Origin of the sequence: Phenylobacterium sp., assembly GCF_035539035.1 — a bacterium.
Taxonomy (GTDB): Bacteria; Pseudomonadota; Alphaproteobacteria; order Caulobacterales; family Caulobacteraceae; genus Phenylobacterium.
On sequence record NZ_DATLJI010000007.1, the window covers coordinates 38,620 to 58,193 of the forward strand.

Annotated in this window: 19 protein-coding genes and 1 tRNA gene; 15 read left to right on the forward strand and 5 right to left on the reverse strand. The window is 71.4% G+C overall.

Annotated elements, in window-relative coordinates:
* The first annotated feature begins 54 nt into the window (after positions 1-54).
* Together VM685_RS01390 and VM685_RS01395 are read left to right on the forward strand one after the other, a co-directional pair.
* Positions 55-1,581 carry an acyl-CoA carboxylase subunit beta gene (locus VM685_RS01390; RefSeq protein WP_325458315.1) on the forward strand — a complete coding sequence of 509 codons (1,527 nt, stop codon included), beginning with the start codon at positions 55-57 and terminating at the stop codon, positions 1,579-1,581.
* Positions 1,582-1,698: 117 nt separating this feature from the next.
* A complete protein-coding gene (locus tag VM685_RS01395; protein WP_325458316.1) occupies positions 1,699-3,039 on the forward strand; it encodes a BON domain-containing protein in 1,341 nt (446 codons plus the stop codon).
* A 128-nt stretch (positions 3,040-3,167) separates the two neighbouring features.
* Here the strand turns inward: VM685_RS01395 and VM685_RS01400 are convergent, their stop codons facing one another.
* Entirely contained in the window at positions 3,168-3,965 is a 798-nt protein-coding gene (locus tag VM685_RS01400; protein ID WP_325458317.1) for a phytanoyl-CoA dioxygenase family protein, read from the reverse strand.
* A gap of 181 nt (positions 3,966-4,146) precedes the next feature.
* Between VM685_RS01400 and VM685_RS01405 the strand changes: the two genes are divergently transcribed.
* Entirely contained in the window at positions 4,147-4,638 is a 492-nt protein-coding gene (locus tag VM685_RS01405) for an ion channel (RefSeq protein ID WP_325458318.1), read from the forward strand.
* Between the two features lies 1 nt (position 4,639).
* Here VM685_RS01405 and msrB read toward each other — a convergent pair whose 3' ends face one another.
* Positions 4,640-5,131 (reverse strand): peptide-methionine (R)-S-oxide reductase MsrB, encoded by a 492-nt coding sequence (msrB, locus tag VM685_RS01410; RefSeq protein WP_325458319.1) that lies wholly within the window; start codon positions 5,129-5,131, stop codon positions 4,640-4,642.
* 53 nt (positions 5,132-5,184) lie between these two features.
* Here msrB and VM685_RS01415 point away from each other — a divergent pair, with 53 nt between their 5' ends.
* The 3 genes from VM685_RS01415 to VM685_RS01425 are packed head-to-tail and all read left to right on the forward strand — an operon-like array spanning position 5,185 to position 7,917.
* Positions 5,185-5,508: a heavy metal-binding domain-containing protein gene (locus VM685_RS01415; RefSeq protein ID WP_325458320.1), complete on the forward strand. Its 324-nt coding sequence runs from the start codon at positions 5,185-5,187 to the stop codon at positions 5,506-5,508.
* Between the two features lie 8 nt (positions 5,509-5,516).
* Complete coding sequence (locus VM685_RS01420) at positions 5,517-7,484, forward strand: acetyl/propionyl/methylcrotonyl-CoA carboxylase subunit alpha (protein WP_325458321.1); 1,968 nt, start codon at positions 5,517-5,519, stop codon at positions 7,482-7,484.
* A 25-nt stretch (positions 7,485-7,509) separates the two neighbouring features.
* Entirely contained in the window at positions 7,510-7,917 is a 408-nt protein-coding gene (locus VM685_RS01425; protein ID WP_325458322.1) for a DUF805 domain-containing protein, read from the forward strand.
* On the opposite strand, the gene lipB is transcribed toward VM685_RS01425, so the two are convergent.
* Complete coding sequence (lipB, locus tag VM685_RS01430) at positions 7,914-8,639, reverse strand: lipoyl(octanoyl) transferase LipB (RefSeq protein ID WP_325458323.1); 726 nt, start codon at positions 8,637-8,639, stop codon at positions 7,914-7,916. The genes VM685_RS01425 and lipB overlap by 4 nt on opposite strands.
* A gap of 81 nt (positions 8,640-8,720) precedes the next feature.
* Here lipB and VM685_RS01435 point away from each other — a divergent pair, with 81 nt between their 5' ends.
* The 6 genes from VM685_RS01435 to VM685_RS01460 all read left to right on the forward strand — a co-directional run bounded on the left by VM685_RS01435 (position 8,721) and on the right by VM685_RS01460 (position 13,650).
* On the forward strand, positions 8,721-8,975 hold the full coding sequence (locus VM685_RS01435; RefSeq protein ID WP_325458324.1) for a FliM/FliN family flagellar motor switch protein: 255 nt from the start codon (positions 8,721-8,723) through the stop codon (positions 8,973-8,975).
* Between the two features lie 61 nt (positions 8,976-9,036).
* Positions 9,037-9,121 (forward strand) — tRNA-Leu (locus tag VM685_RS01440).
* A 65-nt stretch (positions 9,122-9,186) separates the two neighbouring features.
* Positions 9,187-10,599, forward strand: coding sequence for a magnesium transporter (mgtE, locus tag VM685_RS01445; RefSeq protein ID WP_325458325.1), 1,413 nt, complete (start codon positions 9,187-9,189; stop codon positions 10,597-10,599).
* 89 nt (positions 10,600-10,688) lie between these two features.
* A complete protein-coding gene (locus VM685_RS01450; protein ID WP_325458326.1) occupies positions 10,689-12,017 on the forward strand; it encodes a lysozyme in 1,329 nt (442 codons plus the stop codon).
* 47 nt (positions 12,018-12,064) lie between these two features.
* On the forward strand, positions 12,065-13,231 hold the full coding sequence (locus tag VM685_RS01455) for an isovaleryl-CoA dehydrogenase (RefSeq protein ID WP_325458327.1): 1,167 nt from the start codon (positions 12,065-12,067) through the stop codon (positions 13,229-13,231).
* Positions 13,228-13,650, forward strand: coding sequence for a DUF3574 domain-containing protein (locus VM685_RS01460; protein WP_325458328.1), 423 nt, complete (start codon positions 13,228-13,230; stop codon positions 13,648-13,650). Before VM685_RS01455 ends, VM685_RS01460 begins: the two co-directional genes overlap by 4 nt.
* A gap of 1 nt (position 13,651) precedes the next feature.
* On the opposite strand, the gene VM685_RS01465 is transcribed toward VM685_RS01460, so the two are convergent.
* Positions 13,652-14,485, reverse strand: a complete 834-nt coding sequence (locus VM685_RS01465) for a helix-turn-helix transcriptional regulator (protein WP_325458329.1) — start codon at positions 14,483-14,485, stop codon at positions 13,652-13,654.
* Positions 14,486-14,731: 246 nt separating this feature from the next.
* On the reverse strand, positions 14,732-16,042 hold the full coding sequence (locus VM685_RS01470) for a S8 family serine peptidase (RefSeq protein WP_325458330.1): 1,311 nt from the start codon (positions 16,040-16,042) through the stop codon (positions 14,732-14,734).
* 977 nt (positions 16,043-17,019) lie between these two features.
* On the opposite strand from VM685_RS01470, the gene VM685_RS01475 reads away from it, so the two are divergent.
* From VM685_RS01475 to VM685_RS01485, 3 genes are all read left to right on the forward strand, one after another.
* Positions 17,020-17,562: an RNA polymerase sigma factor gene (locus VM685_RS01475; RefSeq protein WP_325458331.1), complete on the forward strand. Its 543-nt coding sequence runs from the start codon at positions 17,020-17,022 to the stop codon at positions 17,560-17,562.
* Positions 17,559-18,230 (forward strand): hypothetical protein, encoded by a 672-nt coding sequence (locus VM685_RS01480; RefSeq protein ID WP_325458332.1) that lies wholly within the window; start codon positions 17,559-17,561, stop codon positions 18,228-18,230. The genes VM685_RS01475 and VM685_RS01480 overlap by 4 nt, the downstream gene beginning before the upstream one ends.
* Before the next feature lie 66 nt (positions 18,231-18,296).
* The gene (locus tag VM685_RS01485) at positions 18,297-19,574 is read left to right on the forward strand and encodes an MFS transporter (protein ID WP_325458333.1); all 1,278 of its coding nucleotides are present in this window, start codon (positions 18,297-18,299) and stop codon (positions 19,572-19,574) included.

Consider the following 19,574-nt stretch of genomic DNA (forward strand, 5'->3'; position numbering starts at 1 on the left):
TGCCTCCGCCGTCGGACGCCTCTACGCCTTGCCGCACGTAGGGAGAGTCCTGAGTTGAAAGAGATCCTCGAAGAACTCGAAATCCGTCGCGAAAACGCCCGCCAGGGCGGCGGCGAGAAGCGGATCGCCAGCCAGCACGCCAAGGGCAAGCTCACCGCCCGCGAACGCATCGACCTCCTCCTCGACGAGGGCTCCTTCGAGGAGTTCGACATGTTCGTCGAGCACCGGGCCGTCGACTTCGGCATGGCCGAGAACAAGATCCCGGGCGACGGCGTGGTCACCGGCTGGGGCCGGATCAACGGCCGCACGGTGTTCGTCTTCTCCAAGGACTTCACCGTCTTCGGCGGCTCGCTCTCCGGGGCCCACGCCCAGAAGATCCTCAAGGTGCAGCGCCAGGCGCTGAAGATGGGCGCCCCGATCATCGGCCTGTTCGACGCCGGCGGCGCCCGCATCCAGGAGGGCGTCGAGAGCCTCGCCGGCTACGCCGACATCTTCCTCGAGAACACCCTGGCCTCGGGCGTCATCCCGCAGATCTCGGTGATCATGGGCCCCTGCGCCGGCGGCGACGTCTATTCGCCCGCCATCACCGACTTCATCTTCATGGTGAAGGACACCTCCTACATGTACGTGACCGGCCCCGACGTGGTGAAGACGGTCACCCACGAGGACGTCAGCCACGAGGAGCTCGGCGGCTACCGCGTCCACGCCATGAAGTCCGGCGTGGCGGACGGCGCCTTCGACAACGACCTGGAGGCGCTCACCCAGGTCCGCCGGCTGGTCGACTTCCTGCCGAGCTGCAACCGCGAGAAGCCGCCGGTCCGCGAGAGCTTCGACGAGCCCTACCGCGACGAGCCGAGCCTCGACACCCTGGTCCCGGCCAATCCCAACAAGCCCTACGACATGAAGGAGCTGATCCTGAAGGTCGTGGACGAGGCCGACTTCTTCGAGATCAGCCCCGACTTCGCCAAGAACATGATCGTCGGCTTCGCCCGCCTGGACGGCCAGCCGGTGGGCATCGTCGCCAACCAGCCGCAGGTGCTGGCCGGCGTGCTGGACATCGACGCCTCCCGCAAGGGCGCGCGCTTCGTGCGCTTCTGCGACGCCTTCGAGATCCCGATCGTCACCTTCGTCGACGTGCCGGGCTTCATGCCGGGCACCAAGCAGGAGCAGGGGGGCCTGATCCGCCACGGCGCCAAGCTGCTGTTCGCCTACGCCGAGGCCACGGTGCCGAAGATCACCCTGATCACCCGCAAGGCCTACGGCGGCGCCTACGACGTGATGAGCTCCAAGCACATCCGCGGCGACATCAACTACGCCTGGCCGACCGCCGAGATCGCCGTCATGGGCTCCAAGGGGGCGGTGGAGATCATCTTCCGCAACCAGACCCCGGAACAGCTCGCCGAGCGCGAGGCCGAGTACAAGGCCCGCTTCGCCAACCCGTTCGTGGCCGCCTCGCGCGGCTACATCGACGACGTGATCATGCCGCACGGCACGCGGCGGCGCATCGTCCGGGCGCTCAAGAACCTCGCCGGCAAGCAGCTCTCCAATCCCTGGAAGAAGCACGACAACATCCCGCTGTAGCCGAGCTCTCACGAAGCCGAGAGGCGCCGGCCCCGGCCGGAACGTCCCTGGCCGACCCGTGTTGTGGCCACAGGGCCGATTGCGCCCTTGAGAGCCTGAAACACGGAGGACTGCCCCATGGCCGACAGATGGATGGACGATCGCGACCGCCGCATGCGGGACCGCGACTGGCGCCGGTCCGAACAGTACGGACGGGGCGAATACGGCCGAAGCGACTACGGGCGCGACGACGATGACCGCGGCCGCTCGCCTGAGGGCCGCAGCTTCGGCTCCGGCGACGACGAGTTCGGCGCCCGCCTGTCCGGTCCCGACCGCGACCGGGTGTTCGGCGAGCGCGAGACCGGCGAGAACTACACCCGCGGGACCGGCATGACCTCCGGCGGCGGGGCCTACGGCGCGGGCGGGAGCTACGGCGGCGGCGAGAGCTATGGCCGCGGGGCCGGCGGCGGCCGGCCATCCGGCTACCAGGGCCGCGGCGGCGGACGCATGGGCGGCGGCGGGCGCGACTGGCAGGACCGCGACTACGGCGGCACGAGCCCGGCCTTCCGCACCCAGGACCAGGGCGCGGTGCACGGCCGCCAGTGGCAGGACCGCGACTATGGCGGCACGAGCCCCGCCTTCCGCGCCCAGGACTACACCCGCAGCGGCCAGGACTACAGCCAGGGCGGCCGCTACTACGGCGACGACGAGCGCCAGCCGATCTACCGCGAGGAGTACGGCATGGGCGGGCGCGAGTACGGCGACGTGCCGCGCGGCTATGACGCCGGCCGCGGCTACGGCGGCGGCCAATCGGGCGGCCAGTACGGTTACGGCAATGCACGCCCGGCCTACGGCGGCGTGGGGGCCGGCGGCACCGGCGGCTACGACTACGACCGCGGCTACGGCGACGGCGGCCGCCGCGACTGGGACCGCGACGAGCGCGGCGGCGGCGGCATGGACCGCGCCGGCGACTTCCTGAGCCGGGCCGGCCAGAAGGTGGCCAGCTGGTTCCGCGGCGACGACCTGATGGGCGACAGCCGCCCGGACGAGCGCCGCGGCTTCCGCGAGGACTTCGGCCGCGAATGGCGGATGGAGGACCGCGGCCACCGCGGGCGCGGGCCGAAGGGCTACAAGCGCTCCGACGAGCGGATCAGCGACGACGTCCATGAGCGTCTGGCCGACGACAGCTGGCTCGACGCCTCCGGGATCGACGTGAAGGTCTCGGACGGCGAGGTGACGCTCACCGGCACGGTGGACAACCGTGAATCCAAGCACCGGGCCGAGCGCCTGGTGGAGGACATCTCGGGCGTCCACCACGTCCAGAACAACCTGCGGATCACCTCGGGTGGCCTGACCGGCTCCGGCCACGGCTTCGGCGACAGCGCCGTCGAGGCCCAGATGCGCCGCGACGAGCCGGCCTCCAACGGCTCCGGCGGCGCGGGCGGCGGCCAGTCCACGGCGGGCCGCAAGACGAGCTAGCGAATCTTGGACTTATCGAAGGACCGCCCCTATCCTCAGGGGCGGTCTTTCTCATTGTAATTCTTAATGAATCCTCGGCTGGCGCATAATAGTCGTCCAGCCGTGCATCGAGGCTGTCGCGCAACGGCTCAGTAGGCGAACGCCCGGTAGCTCTCCTCGCGCTGGGCGGCCTCGGCCCTGGTCTCGAACACCGGGTTGAAGCGCAGCCAGCGCCGCGCCCGCTCGGGCAGGGCGACCAGCACCTCGGCGGGAACGCGGATGTTCACCTCCGGCCGGAACAGCCAGCGCCGCGAATAGCCGATCACCACCATGGGCCTGGGCGTCGTGGACGGGTTGGGGGTGCCGCGGTGGATGTGCCGCACGTCGCGGATCATCACGTCGCCGCGGTTCATGTAGCCCTTCACCAGCGGGATCTCGCCGGTCTCGATCGCCCGCATGCCGTCGGCCTTGGACATCATGTGGGTGCCCGGCGCGTACTCCATCGGCCCCGTCTCGTCGGTCACGTCCACCAGCGGGAAGTTGACCGCCAGCTGGTAGGGCGGGGTCTCCACGCCGCTCTCGGGGAACAGCAGCTGGGTGTCGCGGTGCAGCTCCTGGTGCTCGGAGCCCAGGCACGGCGTGTCGCTGGCCAGCTGGCACATCACCCCGTCGGCCCCGACCAGCTCCTCGACCACGGCCATCACCGCGTCGTTGTCGATGATCGCCGGGTCCGCCCAGAGATCCTCGAAGGGCAGGGTGACATAGTAGCGGTTGGCGCCCCGGTTCGGGTCGTCGCCCTCGCGGCGGATCGCCTCCTTGAGCAGCGGCTGGAAGGCGGCGTTCCAGCGGTCGATCGTCTCGACCGGGATCAGGCCGCGCAGGATGGTCAGGCTGGTCCGGCGGACCTCGTCCGCGTGGGCCTGGGCTTCGGCAGGCGTGAGCTTCATGGGGGTGTTTCCTCGACGAGGCGATCAGGGTAACGCCGGTCGTCCAGCCAAGCTTTGGGGGCGGATCGTCGCATGAGCGGGCTATCCACAGACGTCTCGCCCTGGCTCGCGCGCCTCGACGCCTGAGCCGCTTGTCCTCGATCAAGGCGGGCTGTCGCCGCCCATGGAGACTGGATCGTTCATGCCGACGCTCTTCCATCAGCTGTGGATCGCCACGGTCATCGTCTCCGCCACGATCGTGATCCACCTGGTGGGGCTCGACGTGCTGCAGGGCCTGGTGCGCTGGCACCTGAGGCGGCTCACCCGCTGGGTGACCGTGGACCGCCTGATCGTGCCGCTGGGCATCGTGCTCGGCCTCTTCGTTCTGCACGGAGTGGAGATCTGGCTCTACGCCCTGATCTACTGGAAGCTCGGCATGCTCCACAGCCTGGAGGAGGCGCTCTACTTCTCCACCAGCGCCTATTCCACCGTGGGCGAGACCGGGGCCCTGCTGCCGGAGGCCTGGCGGATCGTGGGCGTACTGGAGGCGATCAACGGCATGCTGCTGATCGGCTGGTCCACGGCCTTCCTGTTCCAGATCCTGCACCACCTGATGTGGGCCGAGGACGACGAGCGCCAGAGCCTGCCGAAGGGCGCCATCGCCCGCCGCCGCCGCCGCCCCAAGGCGGAGTGAGCTACTCGGCGGCCTGCAGGTGGGCGTTGTCGCCGCGGCCCAGCGGATCGCGCAGGGGCTCGCCGTCGGCCACGAACTCCAGCGACACGGAGTTGATGCAGTAGCGCAGCCGGGTCGGCGGCGGGCCGTCGGGGAAGACGTGGCCCTGGTGGCTGTCGCAGCGGGCGCAGCGGGTCTCGATACGGATCATGCCGTAGGAGGTGTCGCGCACCGCCTTCACATGGGCCTCGTCGAACGGCGCCCAGAAGGACGGCCAGCCGGTGCCGCTCTCGAACTTCGTCCTGTGCCGGAACAGCGGCAGGGCGCAGAGGCGGCAGCAGTAGACGCCGTCATCCTTCTGATCGAGCAGCCCGCCGCAGAACGGAGCCTCCGTGCCGTGGTGCAGCAGGACGTCGGCCTCCTCGCGCGTGAGGTCGGCCTCCAGTCGCTTGCGTTCCTCAGCGTTAGGCGGCGACAGATCGAAACCGGAGGGGGAGACCGCTGGCGTGCTCATGGCCTGCAATCTAAGGTCCGCCCTTCGCCGCTGAAAGACCGGAGACGAGCAGAATGATCATCGCCACCACGCCGGAGGTCGCCGAGGGACGGGTCAGCCGCACCCTGGGGGTCGTGAGCGGAGAAGCGATCATCGGGGCGCACATCTTTCGGGACCTGTTCGCGGGCATCACCAACATCATCGGCGGCCGGGCCGGCGGCTACGAGCGTGCGCTCCGGGAGGCGCGGGACATCGCGCTGAAGGAGATGCAGGACGAGGCGTCCCGGCTGGGCGCGGACGCCGTCATCGGCGTCGACCTCGACTATGAGACCCTGGGTCCCGACGGCGGCATGCTGATGGTCACGGCGGCCGGGACGGCCGTGAAGCTGGGCGCGTAAAGAGCGGAATGTTCAAGAAAATCCTGATCGCCAACCGGGGCGAGATCGCCGTCCGGATCATCAAGACCTGCCGCCGCATGGGCATCGCCACGGTGGTCGTCTATTCCGAGGCCGACGCCGACTCCATGGCCGTGGAGATGGCCGACGAGGCCGTCTTCATCGGCGGCGCGCCGGCCTCCGAGAGCTATCTCGTGGCCGACAAGATCGTCGATGCGGTGCGCGAGACGGGCGCCCAGGCGGTGCACCCGGGCTTCGGCTTCCTGTCCGAGAACGCCGGCTTCGCCCGGCGGCTGCAGGCCGAGAACATCGTCTTCATCGGCCCCAACCCCAAGGCCATCGAGGCCATGGGCGACAAGATCGAATCGAAGAAGTTCGCCGCCAAGGCGGGCGTCTCGACGGTCCCCGGCCACGTGGGCGAGATCGACGACACCAAGCACGCCATCAAGATCGCCGAGGAGATCGGCTATCCGGTGATGATCAAGGCCTCCGCCGGCGGCGGCGGCAAGGGCATCCGCGTCGCCTGGAACCGCAAGGACGTGGAGGAGGGCTTCCCGGCCGTCCGCGCCGAGGCCAAGGCGAGCTTCGGCGACGACCGGATCTTCATCGAGAAGTTCATCGAGAGCCCCCGCCACGTCGAGATCCAGGTGCTGGGCGACAAGCACGGCAACGTGGTCCACCTCTTCGAGCGCGAGTGCTCGATCCAGCGCCGCAACCAGAAGGTCATCGAGGAGGCGCCCAGTCCGCTGCTCGACGAGAAGACCCGCAAGGCCATGGGCGACCAGGCCGTCGCTCTGGCCAAGGCCGTCGGCTACGATTCGGCCGGCACGGTGGAGTTCGTCGCCGGCCAGGACCGCAGCTTCTTCTTCCTGGAGATGAACACCCGCCTGCAGGTGGAGCATCCGGTGACCGAGCTGATCACCGGTGTCGACCTCGTGGAGCAGATGATCCGCTCGGCGGCCGGCGAGAAGCTGCCGTTCGCCCAGAAGGACCTGAAGATCAACGGCTGGGCCATCGAGAGCCGGATCTACGCCGAGGACCCGTACCGCGGTTTCCTGCCGTCCATCGGCCGCCTCGTCCGCTACGACCCGCCGGCCGAGGGCAAGGTCGCCGACACCGTCATCCGCAACGACGCCGGCGTGCGCGAGGGCGACGAGATCTCGATGTTCTACGACCCGATGATCTCGAAGCTGTCGACCTGGGCGCCGACCCGCGAGAAGGCGATCGACGCCATGGGGCGGGCGCTGGAGGACTTCCACATCGAGGGGCTGGGCCAGAACATCCCGTTCCTGGCCGCGGTGATGGACCAGGAGCGGTTCCGCTCGGGCAAGATCTCCACCAACTACATCAAGGACGAGTTCCCCGACGGCTTCCACGGGACCGCGCCCACGGCTTTCCAGCGCGACGTGATGGCGGTGGTCGCCACCCACATGCACCGCGTGCTCGTGAAGCGCTCCGCGCCGGACCAGCTGCGCCAGGAGTGGATCGTCGTGGAGAACGGCGACAAGCGCACGGTGCGGGTCAGCGACGGCGCCCTGGAGTTCCTGGGGGAGGGCCGCACCCTGCGCCTCACCGGCGTGGACTGGCGCCCGGGCCGGCCGACCTTCGCAGGCGTCCTCGACGGGATTCCGTTCACCGTCCAGGTGCGGCCCGCGGCCGAGGGCTTCGTCATCCGCCACCGCGCGGCCCAGGGCCACGTCCTGGTGCTCACGCCGCGCTCGGCCGAGCTGCATGAGAAGCTGCCGCCGAAGAAGGCCGCCGACACCTCCAAGATGGTCCTCTCGCCCATGCCCGGGCTCGTGGTCAGCGTCGAGGTGACGCCGGGCCAGGAGGTCAAGACCGGCGAGGTCGTGGCCGTGCTGGAGGCCATGAAGATGCAGAACATCATCCGCGCCGAGGTGGACGGGGTCGTGAAGGCCGTGAACACCCGCTCGGGCGACAGCGTCGCGGCCGACGAGGTCCTGGTGGAGTTCGCCTGAGCGTCGGCTCGGCTATAGTCGCGCCATGAACGGCCAGATCGCCTGGGGCGAGCTCTTCTTCTCGGCCAGCGGCCGGGCGGCGCGCGCGCCGTCCTGGCTGGCGGCCCTGGTGCTGCTGACGATCGCGGCGGTCTACGAGGCCCTGGTGGGGCCGACGCTGCACTGGCTGACCGGCTGGTTCGTCTATCCGGCGCTGGTCTACTGCGGGGCCTGCGTGCTCTCCAAGCGCCTGCACGACCGCGGCCGCTCCGGCTGGTGGGCGGCGCTGATCCTGGCCTCGGTGGTGGCCGTCTGGCCGCACCCGAACGGCTTCCTGGACTTCGTCTTCTTCCTGGTTCTCGTGTGGGCGGCGATCGAGCTCGGCGTCATGCCGGGCGAGCAGGGCGCCAACCGCTACGGTCCCAATCCGCTGCGCACGGGCGTCACCGCCTAGAGCGGCGGCTCAGCGTCCACGACCTCGCCGAACACCCGCCGGAAGCTCGCCTTCAGGGCCGCGTCGGCCTCGTCCATGGTCACCGGCAGCCCGAGGTCCACGAGGCTGGTCACCCCGTGCTCCGTGACCCCGCAGGGCACGATGCCGGAGAAGTGGGAGAGGTCGGGCTCCACGTTGAGCGCGATCCCGTGGAACGACACCCAGCGGCGCAGCTTCACCCCGATGGCGGCGATCTTGTCCTCGCGCGCCCGCGCGCCGGGGGCGTTGCGCTCGACCCAGACGCCGACGCGGCGCTCGCGCATCTCGCCCTTCACGTTGAAGGCGTCCAGCGCCCCGATCACCCAGGCCTCGAGCGCGGCGACGAAGGCGCGCACGTCGCGCCGCCGATTCGTCAGGTCCAGCATGACGTAGGCCACCCGCTGGCCGGGCCCGTGGTAGGTGAACTGGCCGCCGCGGCCGGAGCGGAACACCGGGAATCGGTCCGGGTCCAGCAGGTCGCCCGCCTTGGCCGAGACGCCGGCCGTGTAGAGCGGCGGATGCTCCAGCAGCCAGACCAGCTCGCCCGCGCGCCCTTCCGCTATGGCCTCGGCGCGGGCCTCCATGGCCGCCACCGCCTCGGGATAGCCCACCCGTCCCGGCGATACGGCCCAGCCGGCCGGCGCGTCGTCGCTCCGGCCGAAAAGCGGGCCGGCGGCGGCGGGATTTAACGTGCGGTCAAGCATGTTGGACCAATGTGGGCGTCTGCCCGGCGAAGCGAAAGCCGGCGCGTCGGTTCGAGTTCGTCTTTCGCGTGGGGTTCGTCCGTGAGCCAGGTCAAGGCGGTCAATGTCGAGATCCAGGTGGTGCTTGGGCGCTCCCAGCTCCCCATGCAGCAGCTGCTGCGCATGGGCCGCGGCGCGGTGATTCCCCTGGACGCGACGGTGAACGAGGAAGTCTGGATCCTGGCCAACAACCACCCGGTCTACCGCGGCGAGATCCAGATCAACGAGGACCGCATCTCCATCGCGGTCACCCGCGAGGCCAATGTCTACGACTACATGGCCGGCGGCGGGCAGTAGCGGCCGAAAGCCGCCCTTCACAAACCCATCGGCGTTTGCTACCTGCCGCGCCTCACCACGAGCGGTCGTGGCGGAATTGGTAGACGCGCAGCGTTGAGGTCGCTGTGGGGCAACCCGTGGAAGTTCGAGTCTTCTCGACCGCACCAGTGAATCAGGGTCATTCGATCGGCTAGGAAGAGTCCGTCCATCACATAGAGCAGGGGAGGTCCGCATGGTTCGCGAAACGGACGACCCCGAGCTGATGGAAGCCGACGAAGACCTGGAAGACCTCGCGCTCGGCGAGGACTACGCCTTCAATCCCGAATTCGTCCGGATGGTCGCCGACGCGCTCGACCGCGGCGATTCGGAGCGGCTGCGCGAACTGCTCGGGGCGCTGCGGGCCGAGGACATCGCCGACCTGATGGGCTTCCTCTCGGCGGACGACCGCGAGGAGCTCCTGCCACACCTGGACCCCGAGGTCCTGGGCGACGTCATCAACGAGCTCGACACCGAAATCCGCGAGGACGTGCTGGAGCACGTCTCGCCGGCGATCCTCGCCAAGGCGCTGGGCGAGATGGACTCCGACGACGCCGCCGACGTCGTCGACGACCTCGAGGAGGACAAGAAGGCCCAGGTCCTCGCCGCCATGCCCGAGGTGGAGCGGGCGGCCATCGAGACCTCGCTCGCCTACGAGGACGAGACCGCCGGCCGCCTGATGCAGCGCGAGGTGGTCGCCGCGCCGCAGTTCTGGACCGTGGGCCAGGCCATCGACCACTTCCGCAAGGAGGAGGACGACCTGCCGGAGCTGTTCTTCGACATCTATGTCGTCGACCCGAGCTACAAGCCGGTCGGCGCCGTTCCGGTCAGCCACCTGCTGCGCTCGCGACGCGAGATCCCGCTGGCGCAGATCATGGAGCCGGTCACCGAAATCCCGGTCGACATGGACCAGGAAGAGGTCGCCTACATCTTCGACAAGTACCACCTGATCTCGGCCCCGGTGGTGGAGCCGGGCGGCCGGCTGGTGGGCCAGATCACCGTCGACGACATCGTGGGCGTCATCCAGGAGGAGCGCGAGGAGGATATCCTGGCGCTGGCCGGCGTGTCCGACGCGGGCCGCGACGCGGGCGTGCTGGGCATCGTCCGCTCGCGCCTGCCGTGGCTCCTGCTCAACACCATCACCGCGGCGCTCGCCGCCAGCGTCATCCGCGGCTTCGAGGGCGAGATCGACAAGCTCGTCACGCTTGCGGTCCTGATGCCCATCGTGGCCTCGCTCGGCGGCAACGCCGGGACCCAGACGCTGGCCGTGGCGGTCCGCGCGCTGGCCAGCCGCGAGCTCTCCGCCGTCAACGCGGTGCGCACCGTCATGCGCGAGATGACCGTCGGCATCATGAATGGCGCGGTGCTGGCGGCGGTCACCGGCGCGGTGATCTACATCCTGTTCCGCGATCCGCTGCTCTCGGCGGCGTTCGGCCTGGCCCTGATCATCAACCTCTTCGTGGCCTCCCTGGGCGGGGCGCTGATCCCCCTGGCGCTGGAGCGGTTCGGCCGCGATCCGGCGGTCTCCTCGTCGGTGTTCGTCACCTTCCTGACGGACTTCACCGGATTCTTCGCCTTCCTGGGGCTGGCGGCTCTCATCCTCTTGTAAACCTTAGCCGGGTTACGACACTCGGCCCGGGGTTTGCTTAACCCTGGCTGGGCGCTCCGGCGCCTGTGTCAGAACGGGTCAGTGAGGGCATGAAGCCGCGCCACAAGGTCTCCCGGACCGCGATCGAGCTGATCAAGCGGTTCGAGGGCTATCGCCGCAGGGCCGCCCAGCTCCCCGACGGGCGCTGGACGATCGGCTACGGCCATACGCTGACGGCGCGCCAGGGGGCCGAGGTCTCCGAGGACGACGCCGAGGCGCTGCTGCTCTACGACCTGCTCGCCGTCACCAAGGCGGTGAACGAGCTCACCTTCACCCCGCTCACCCAGAACCAGTTCGACGCGCTCTGCGCCTTCGCCTTCAACATCGGGGTCGAGAGCTTCCGCGCCAGCCGCGTGCTCAAGCAGATCAACGAGGGCGCCCTGATCCAGGCGGCCTGCGGCATGGAGCTGTGGCGCAAGGCCAGGTTCGAGGGCGAGGTGATCCTCATCGACGCCCTGGTCCGCCGACGAGCCGCCGAGAAGGCGCTGTTCCTGACGCCGCCGGGCGAGGCCTGGGTTCCGGTCCCGTCCGCCGTGCTGAAGCCCGACCTCGATGTCGAGGCCGATGCCCTGGTCCCTGCCGCCCCGCCGGCCCCGGTGGTCACCTCGCTCGAGGGCGAGGCCGTGCGGGTGCTGCGCGAGGACGAGCCCGCGCCCCGGCCCCTGCCGCCGGAGGGCGAGAGCCCGGTGACGGCCGCCGCCGAGGCGGTGACCGCCCGACTGGCCACCGTATTCCCTGACGAGCCCGCCGCGCCGGCCCCCGAAGCCGAGGTGGAGCCGGAGCCTGAAGCCCATCCCGAGGAGGCCCGGCCGCAGGCCGACTTCGCCCCGCCGATCACCGTCGACACCGGCGGCGACGAGGCCGCCGAACCCGAGGCCGAGCCCTTCGAGCTGGTCCCGCCGACCGCCGAGGCGGAGGAGCCGCCCGAACTGGTGATCGTGGAGAACGAGCCGGAGCGGCTGGCCGACGAGCCCGCCGGCCCCGACCTGTTCGGTCACCCGGCGCCGGCCAACGACGCCCGCGCCGCCGAGGCGCCCTCGACCGACGAGGCCGAGGCGGCGGCCCGCGAGCGCGTGGTGATCGACGACACCGCGCCCTACGAGTTCATCCCGGCTCCGGTGCAGCCGCTGCAGCGGCCCAAGGATGGCTACCTCTCCCTGGTCAGCCTGGCGGTCCTCGGCCTCGCGTTCTTCGCCGGCGGCCTGTTCTGGGCGGTGAACGCCCAGGCGGACGTGGGGCAGCCGACCTGGATGTCGCCCAAGGTCGTTGGGGCGCTCGCCTGCGTGGCCGGCGTCGGCTTCTTCTCCATCGCCCTGTTCCTGCTGCTCCAGCGCCTGGGGCAGGCGGCCGAACGCGCGGACGGAAAGCCGCGGATCTAAGCTTCCCGGCTTCGCGACCCGCGGCGACGCATGCTAACGCTCGCCGCATGATCCCCAATCACGGACCCTCCCTGGAGTTCGGCCTCGGCGAGACCGCCGACGCCATCCGCGAGACCACGGCGCGCTTCGCCGCCGACAAGATCGCGCCGCTGGCGGCGAAGATCGACGAAACCAACGAGTTCCCCCGCGAGCTGTGGCCCCAGATGGGCGAGCTCGGCCTGCATGGCGTGACCGTGGAGGAGGCCTATGGCGGGCTCGGCCTGGGCTACCTCGAGCACGTGGTGGCCATGGAGGAGGTCTCCCGGGCCTCGGCTTCGGTCGGCCTCTCGTACGGCGCCCACTCCAACCTCTGCGTGAACCAGATCCGCCGCTGGGGCACCGAGGAGCAGAAGCGGCGCTACCTGCCCAAGCTGATCTCCGGCGAGCACGTGGGCTCGCTGGCCATGAGCGAGGCCGGGGCCGGCTCCGACGTGGTCTCCATGCGCCTGCGCGCCGAGAAGCGCGGCGACCGCTATGTGCTCAACGGCACGAAGTTCTGGATCACCAACGCGCCGCACGCCGACATCCTGGTGGTCTACGCCAAGACCTCCCCCGAGGAGTCCTCCAAGGGGATCACCGCCTTCCTCATCGAGAAGGGCTTCAAGGGGTTCTCGGTCAGCCAGAAGCTCGACAAGATGGGCATGCGCGGCTCCGACACCGGCGAGCTGGTCTTCGAGGACTGCGAAGTGCCCGAGGAGAACGTCATGGGGCCCGAGAACGGGGGCGTGGGCGTGCTGATGAGCGGCCTCGACTACGAGCGCGCGGTGCTCTCGGCGGGGCCGCTCGGCATCATGCAGGCCTGCCTGGACGTGGTCTTGCCCTATGTCCGCGAGCGCAAGCAGTTCGGCAAGCCGATCGGCTCGTTCCAGCTCATGCAGGGCAAGGTCGCCGACATGTACGTCGCCCTGAACTCGGCCCGGGCCTACGTCTATGCGGTGGCGAAGGCCTGCGACGCGGGGCTGACCACCCGCTTCGACGCGGCCGGCGCGATCCTTATGGCCAGCGAGAACGCGGTGAAGGTGTCGCTGGAGGCCATCCAGGCCCTGGGCGGGGCGGGCTATACGAGGGAGTATCCGGTCGAGCGATTCCTGCGGGACGCGAAGCTGTACGACATCGGCGCCGGGACCAACGAGATCCGGCGCTTCCTGATCGGAAGGGAGCTGATCGGCGGATGAGGCGGGCAGGGGGCTTGCTGCTGGCGCTGGCGCTGTCCGGCTGCGCGACCGTGGACCGCGCGGAGGCGCCCCAGGAGCCGGCCTGCCCGGCAGGGCAGGAGCACCTGCGCACGGCCCAGCTGTTCTTCGGCCGCAGCGTCGGCCAGACCCCCACGGTCAGCGAGGCGGCCTTCGACCAGTTCGTCGACCAGGAGATCACGCCGCGGTTCCCGGACGGCCTGACGATCCTGGACGGCGGCGGCCAGTGGCGGGGCAGCGAGAACCAGCTGATCCGCGAGGCGGCCAAGGTCGTGCTGATCGTCCTGCCCCGGAAGGGCGACGCGCCGCAGAAGATCAACGCCGTGCGCGACGCCTACAAGAAGCGGTTCTCCCAGGAGACCGTCCTGCTGATCACCCAGGCGGCCTGCGTCTCCTTCTAGCTCAGGCCAGGGCCGCGTGGGCCCGGCGCAGGGCCTCCGCCGTGGCGGCGTCGGCCGGGAAGAAGGTCTCCAGCGTCAGCTCGGAGAGGGTGATGTCCACGGCCGTGCCGAAGACGGTGGTGGTGCTGAAGAACGAGAGCATCCGGTCCCCTAGCATCACCTGGAACGGTATGGCCACGCCGCCGAAGTCCTCCGGCCGCCGGTCGGGCGCGGGCGGGACGGGATAGGCCTTCACCTCGGCGATCAGCTCGATGAGGCCGGGGTCGGCGGTCAGTTCGGCCTGGCGGCGGAGCCGCTCCAGGATGTGCGTCCGCCACTCCGCGGCGTTGACCGTGCGGGGCGCCAGCCCCTGCGGACGCAGCGACAGGCGGACCACGTTGACCGGAGCCTCCAGGAGCTCCGCGGCGACGCCTTCCAGCAGCGGGGCGACCATCCGGTTCGCCGCCACCAGGTTCCAGCGCTGGTCGACGACCAGGGCCGGGTACGGCTCGTGCCCCGCCAGGATCACCTCCACCGCCCGCCGCGCGGCGGCCATGGCAGGGTCGTCGAGGGCCCGCTCGGGGAACACCGGCGCGAAGCCAGCGGCGACGAGGATCACGTTCCTCTCCCGGAGCGGTATGTCGAGCTGCTCGGCCAGGTGCAGCACCATCTCGCGGCTGGGCTGGGCGCGGCCGGTCTCCACAAAGCTCAGGTGCCGGGTGGAGATCTCCGCCTCCAGGGCGAGGTCGAGCTGGCTCATGCGGCGGCGCTGGCGCCATTCGCGCAGGTGGTCGCCGACGGATCTGGGCGTTGCGAGCATGCCGGGGACGATAGCCCCGGGGCGTCGCCAGTCCATGACCTCGCAGGTAAAGGCCGCCGCTGCGGGCCGCCGGTCTTCTGCCGGCGGCCCGCCACTGGGCTCGCGCCAGACAGATCCTTGTCGGATCTCTCCAAAGTCTGTCGCGTCGGCCGCAGCGTCAGCGCCGACGGACGGGAGACCACGGGCGCTGAGGCTGACGGGAGGCGTGTCGACCTTCCGCCGGGTCCAACGACGGGGCCGCGCGGATTCATCCAGCCGCTCGGAAAAAAAGAGCGCGCGGGCTCAGCGGCCGCGGAGCGCCGTACGCTGCGCGCCCACCGCCAGCGGGTCGGTGCGCACCTCGAAGGCCACCAGGCCCTGGCCGTACACCGGATCGGGCCCGCGCACGCCGAGGTCTGTGGATTCCTGGCGCAGGGCCGCGACCGCGCGCGCGGCGGCGGCGGGATCGGGGCGGCGCAAGAGCTGCGCGAGCCGGCCCGCGGCGATCGGCGCGGCGAAGGAGGTGCCGCGCACCTTCACGAACCCGGCGAGGCCGCCGGCGGCCATGTCGGCGCCGGGGGCGGCGAAGTCCACGTGCGGTCCGCGCACCGCCTCCGGCAGCGCCCGGCGGCGGGCGTCCACGGCGGTCACGGCGACCACGCCGGGATAGGCGGCAGGATAGAGCGGTCCGGCGGCCGGGCCGTCGTTGCCCACCGCCGCGACCACCACGTGGCCGCGCGCCGTCAGCGACTGGACGGCGGCGGACAGCAGGCGGTTGGAGGGGCCCACCAGGCTGACGTTGATCACCGGGACCTGGTTCTCGGCCATCCAGGCGAGCGCCCGCACCAGGGCGTCCGCGGACCCGCCGGTGGGCGTCGCGCCATAGACGTCGGCCACGTAGACGGTCGCCCCGGGGGCCACGCCGCGGAACGGGCCGTAGGCGCCGGCGATGAGCGAGGCCACCGCCGTCGCGTGCGCCGTCGGCCGGGCCTTGCCGGGGACGAAAGCCTTCTGCACCACCTTGGCGCCGGCCAGGGTCGGGTGGCCGCGGACCACGGCTCCGTCCAGCAGGCCCACCCGGACACTGGGATCGGGCCGCACCCGCGCCAGGCTGGCGGCTGGCGCGGCGCCCATCGCCAGGGCGGTCGCACCGCCCTTCTGGTAGAGGTGGTTGAACTCGTACTCGCCTTCCGGGTCGAGCGCGCGGAGCCGCTGGGCGGCCTCGGCGGCCGGCATTCCGCGCGGGGCGGTCAGCACCACCACCTGCAGGCCGAGGCCCCCGTAGGCCTCGGTCCGGGCGATGCGGAAGCCCGCCTTCCGCGCCCTGGAGATGGCGCCGGGCGTGGGCGCGATGGCCAGCACCTGGCCGCGGACGATCGGATCGCCGGCCGGGTCCGCCTCGATGAGGCGGGGATTGTCGCGGATCAGCCGCTGCGCCTGCTGGCTTCGGCTCGGGACCGTGGGCAGCTCCTGGGCCGGGCGGGCCATGATCTCGGCGACCTCGGCCGCCTGCCGCGTGACGGCGGTCTCCTCGCGGTCGGGGCGAGCCTCCTCGCGCTCCAGCGCCGCCTCCTCGCGCGCGGCCTGCGCCTCGACGGCCTGCTCGCTGCGCATCGTCTGGCCCCGGCCATCAACGCCGCCGGAGCCGCGATCGTCGCGGCCGGGGGCGACGCCCGTCTGGCCTGGGGCCTCGCCCGAGGCGCCCGGCGAGCCGTCGCCGCTCTGTCCGGGCGGCCCGTTTCCGGATGGGCCAAGGCCGGGCGGGTCGCCGCCCGACTGTCCGGGAGGTCCGCCGCCGCCGAGTCCGGGCGGGCCGCCCTCCGGAGGGGCGCCGCCCTGCGATCCGCTGTTGGTCTGTCCCGGAGGCGCGCCGCCGCCCAGGCCGGGGGGGCCGCTCTGCGGCGGGCCGGCGCCCTGGATTCCATTGCCGGACTGCCCTGGCGGACCGCCGCCTTGGGATGCGCCGCCGCCAAGACCTGGCGGCCCACCGCTGCTGAGGCCGGGCGGTGCGCCCGCGCTGAGGCCCGGCGGTCCACCTTCCGGCGGGCCGCCGGCTTGCGATCCGCCGGCCCAGGACGGAGGTCCCCCGCCGCTGTCGCCGGCCGGGCCGCCGCCGGGCGCTCCGCCGCCGCCACCGCCCAGGCCCGGAGGCGCGCCGTCAGGCCGTCCGCCACCCGGCGATCCGCTTCCGGCCCACGCGGGAGGGCCGCCGCCCGAGCCCGCGAGATCGCCGCCGCCCGCGCCGGGCGGCGCGCCGCCGCTCAGGCCGGGAGGGCCGCCTTCGGGAGGTCCGGCGCCCGGAGATCCGCCGCCGGTCCAGGAAGGGGGGGCGCCGCCGGGACCGCCCGGTCCGCCGTCGGCCAGGCCCGGTGGCGCGCCGCCGCCCTGTCCGGGCGGGCCGCCGTCGGGTGGCCCGCCGCCGCGCCCGTTCTGGGCCAGCGCCGCGCCGGCCGCCCCGAAGACCACGGCCGCGCCCAGCAGCAGCGCCGTACGGCCGATCGGGCGGGGGACGCGTGGCTTTCGCATCTGTACGAAGCTCCGATGGCTCCGCCCGTGGGACGTGAGCGTTGCACTTCTTTACACCTAAACGGATGAAACGGCCGATCCGGTTCGTTCTCACCCCTGACGAAGGCAAGTCCTTGGCGGACATCCGTAGCCAGATCGTCGCGTTGCTGCCGCGCCTGCGCCGTCTGGCGCGGGTGTTGACGCGGGACACAGCTGACGCCGACGACCTGGTCCAGCTGACGGTCGAGCGCGCCCTGGTGCGGACCGACCAATGGCAGCCAGGGACGCGCCTCGACAGTTGGATGTTCCGGATCATGAAGAACGCCTGGATCGACGAGACCCGCGCCCGCACCCGCCGCGGAGCGGTGTTCGCGCCCGAGGAGGACGGCGCCCAGGTGGGCGAGGATGGCGCCGGCGCCATGGAGGCCCGGCTGGGTGCGCGCGATGTGGAGCGGGCGATCGCCCGCCTTCCCGAGGAGCAGCGCCTGGCTGTCGCCCTGGTGCTTGTGGAAGGGCTCTCGTACCGCGAGGCGGCGGAGGTCCTGGAGGTGCCGCAGGGCACCCTCACGAGCCGACTTTTCCGGGGGCGGGCCGCGTTGATGGCCGAGTTGCAGGAGAGCCCGCGATGAGCCGGGAAGAACGCCTGATCGCCTATGTGGACGGCGAGTTGTCCGCCGCCGACCGGGCGCTGTTCGAGGCCGAGCTGGCGGCCGACCCGAGCCTCGCGGCCCAGGTCGAGCAGCAGCGGCGCCTGCGCGAGCGGATCGCCGCCGCCTACGCCCCCGTCGTCGATGAGCCGGTCCCCGAGCGCCTGGTGCTGGCGGCCACCGCGGCCAACGACCGCGGCGGCTTCCGTCCGATGCACTGGGCGGCGATGGCGGCGAGCCTGGTGGCGGGGGTCCTGGTAGGCTTCGCGGCGCCGCACGACCGGGGCGGGCTGACGGTCCGCGACGGGGTGGTCACGGCCCGCGCCGACCTCGCGGAGGCGCTGGACGAACGGCTAGCCAGCGAGGCCGGTCCGATCCGGGTGGGGCTCAGCTTCCGGGACGGGCAGGGCGCCTACTGCCGCACCTTCCAGAGCGAGCCCGACCGGCTGGCGGGCCTGGCCTGCCGTGACGACGGCCGCTGGGTGGCGCGCACGACCACCGCCTGGACCGCCGCGCCGTCGCCCGAGTACCGGACCGCGGGCGCCGACATCCCCCCGGCCGTGCTGGCCTCGGTGGACGAGCTGATCGCCGGCGAGCCCCTGGACGCGGCGGGCGAGCGCGCGGCGCGCGCGAGGAACTGGGCGCCCTAGACGGCTCCACCTTCGCGGTGATAGCGGTAACACCGAGCCGCCGGGAGAGCGGCGCGAGGAAACCGCATGCCGACGCTCAAGGCGCTCCGCTGGTGGATCATCGGCCTGGTCATGCTGGGCGCGATCATCAACTACCTGACCCGCGCGACCATGGGCGTGGCGGCCCCGACCCTGATGGCCGACCTCGACATCACGGTCGAGCAGTACGGCTGGATCACCAGCGCCTTCCAGCTCGGCATCATGCTGCAGCCGGTCTGCGGCTATGTGCTGGACTCCATCGGGCTGAAGCACGGCTTCGCCATCTTCGCCGGCGCCTGGTCGCTGATCTCCATGGCCCATGCCCTGGCCGGCAGCTGGCAGGGCTTCGCCGTCCTGCGCGGGCTGCTCGGCCTGGCGGAGGGCTCGGCGCAGCCGGCCGGCATGAAGGCCGTCGCCACCTGGTTCCCGGCCAAGGAGCGGGGGCTGGCCGGCGGGGTCTTCAACATCGGCGCGTCGCTCGGCGCCATGCTGGCCCCGCCGCTGACCGTCTGGGCCATCCTCACCTGGAACTGGCGGGCCGCCTTCGTGATCACCGGGGCGCTGGGCCTCGTCTGGGTCGCGCTCTGGCTATGGTTCTACCAGTCGCCGGACCGGCACAAGGCGCTGTCGCCGGCCGAGCGTGACCGCATCGCCGCCGGCCAGGAGGCGCACCTCGAGGGCGACGCCGGCCGTCCCTCGATCCTGAAGCTGCTCGTCCAGCGGAACTTCTGGGGCATCGCGCTGCCCAGGTTCCTGGCGGATCCCACCTGGGGGACGCTGTCGTTCTGGGTGCCGCTCTACCTCACCACCACCCGCGGCTTCGACCTCAAGCAGATCGCCATGTTCGCCTGGCTGCCGTTCGTCGCCGCCGACCTCGGCTGCCTGTTCGGCCCCGCCGTCGTGCTCTGGCTGCAGCGGCGCGGGGTCAGCCTGATCAACGCCCGCCGCGGCGCCTTCACCCTGGGCGCGCTGATGATGACCGGCATGATGTTCGTCGGCCGGGTGGAGAGCCCCTACGCGGCCATCGCGCTGCTCTGCCTTGGCGGCTTCGCCCACCAGACCCTGTCCGTCACCGTGATCACCATGTCCTCGGACCTGTTCCGCCGCAGCGAGGTGGCCACCGTGGCCGGCATGGCCGGCACCATGGGCAATCTCGGGGTGCTGATCTTCTCCCTGCTGATCGGCGGCCTGGTCGCCACCGTCGGCTACGACCCGTTCTTCGTCGCGCTCGGCGTCCTCGACCTCCTGGGCGCGGTGTTGCTCTGGACCCTGGTCCGCGACCCCGGCCGCATCGTCAGGCCGGTCCTGCAGATCCCCAACCCGTGA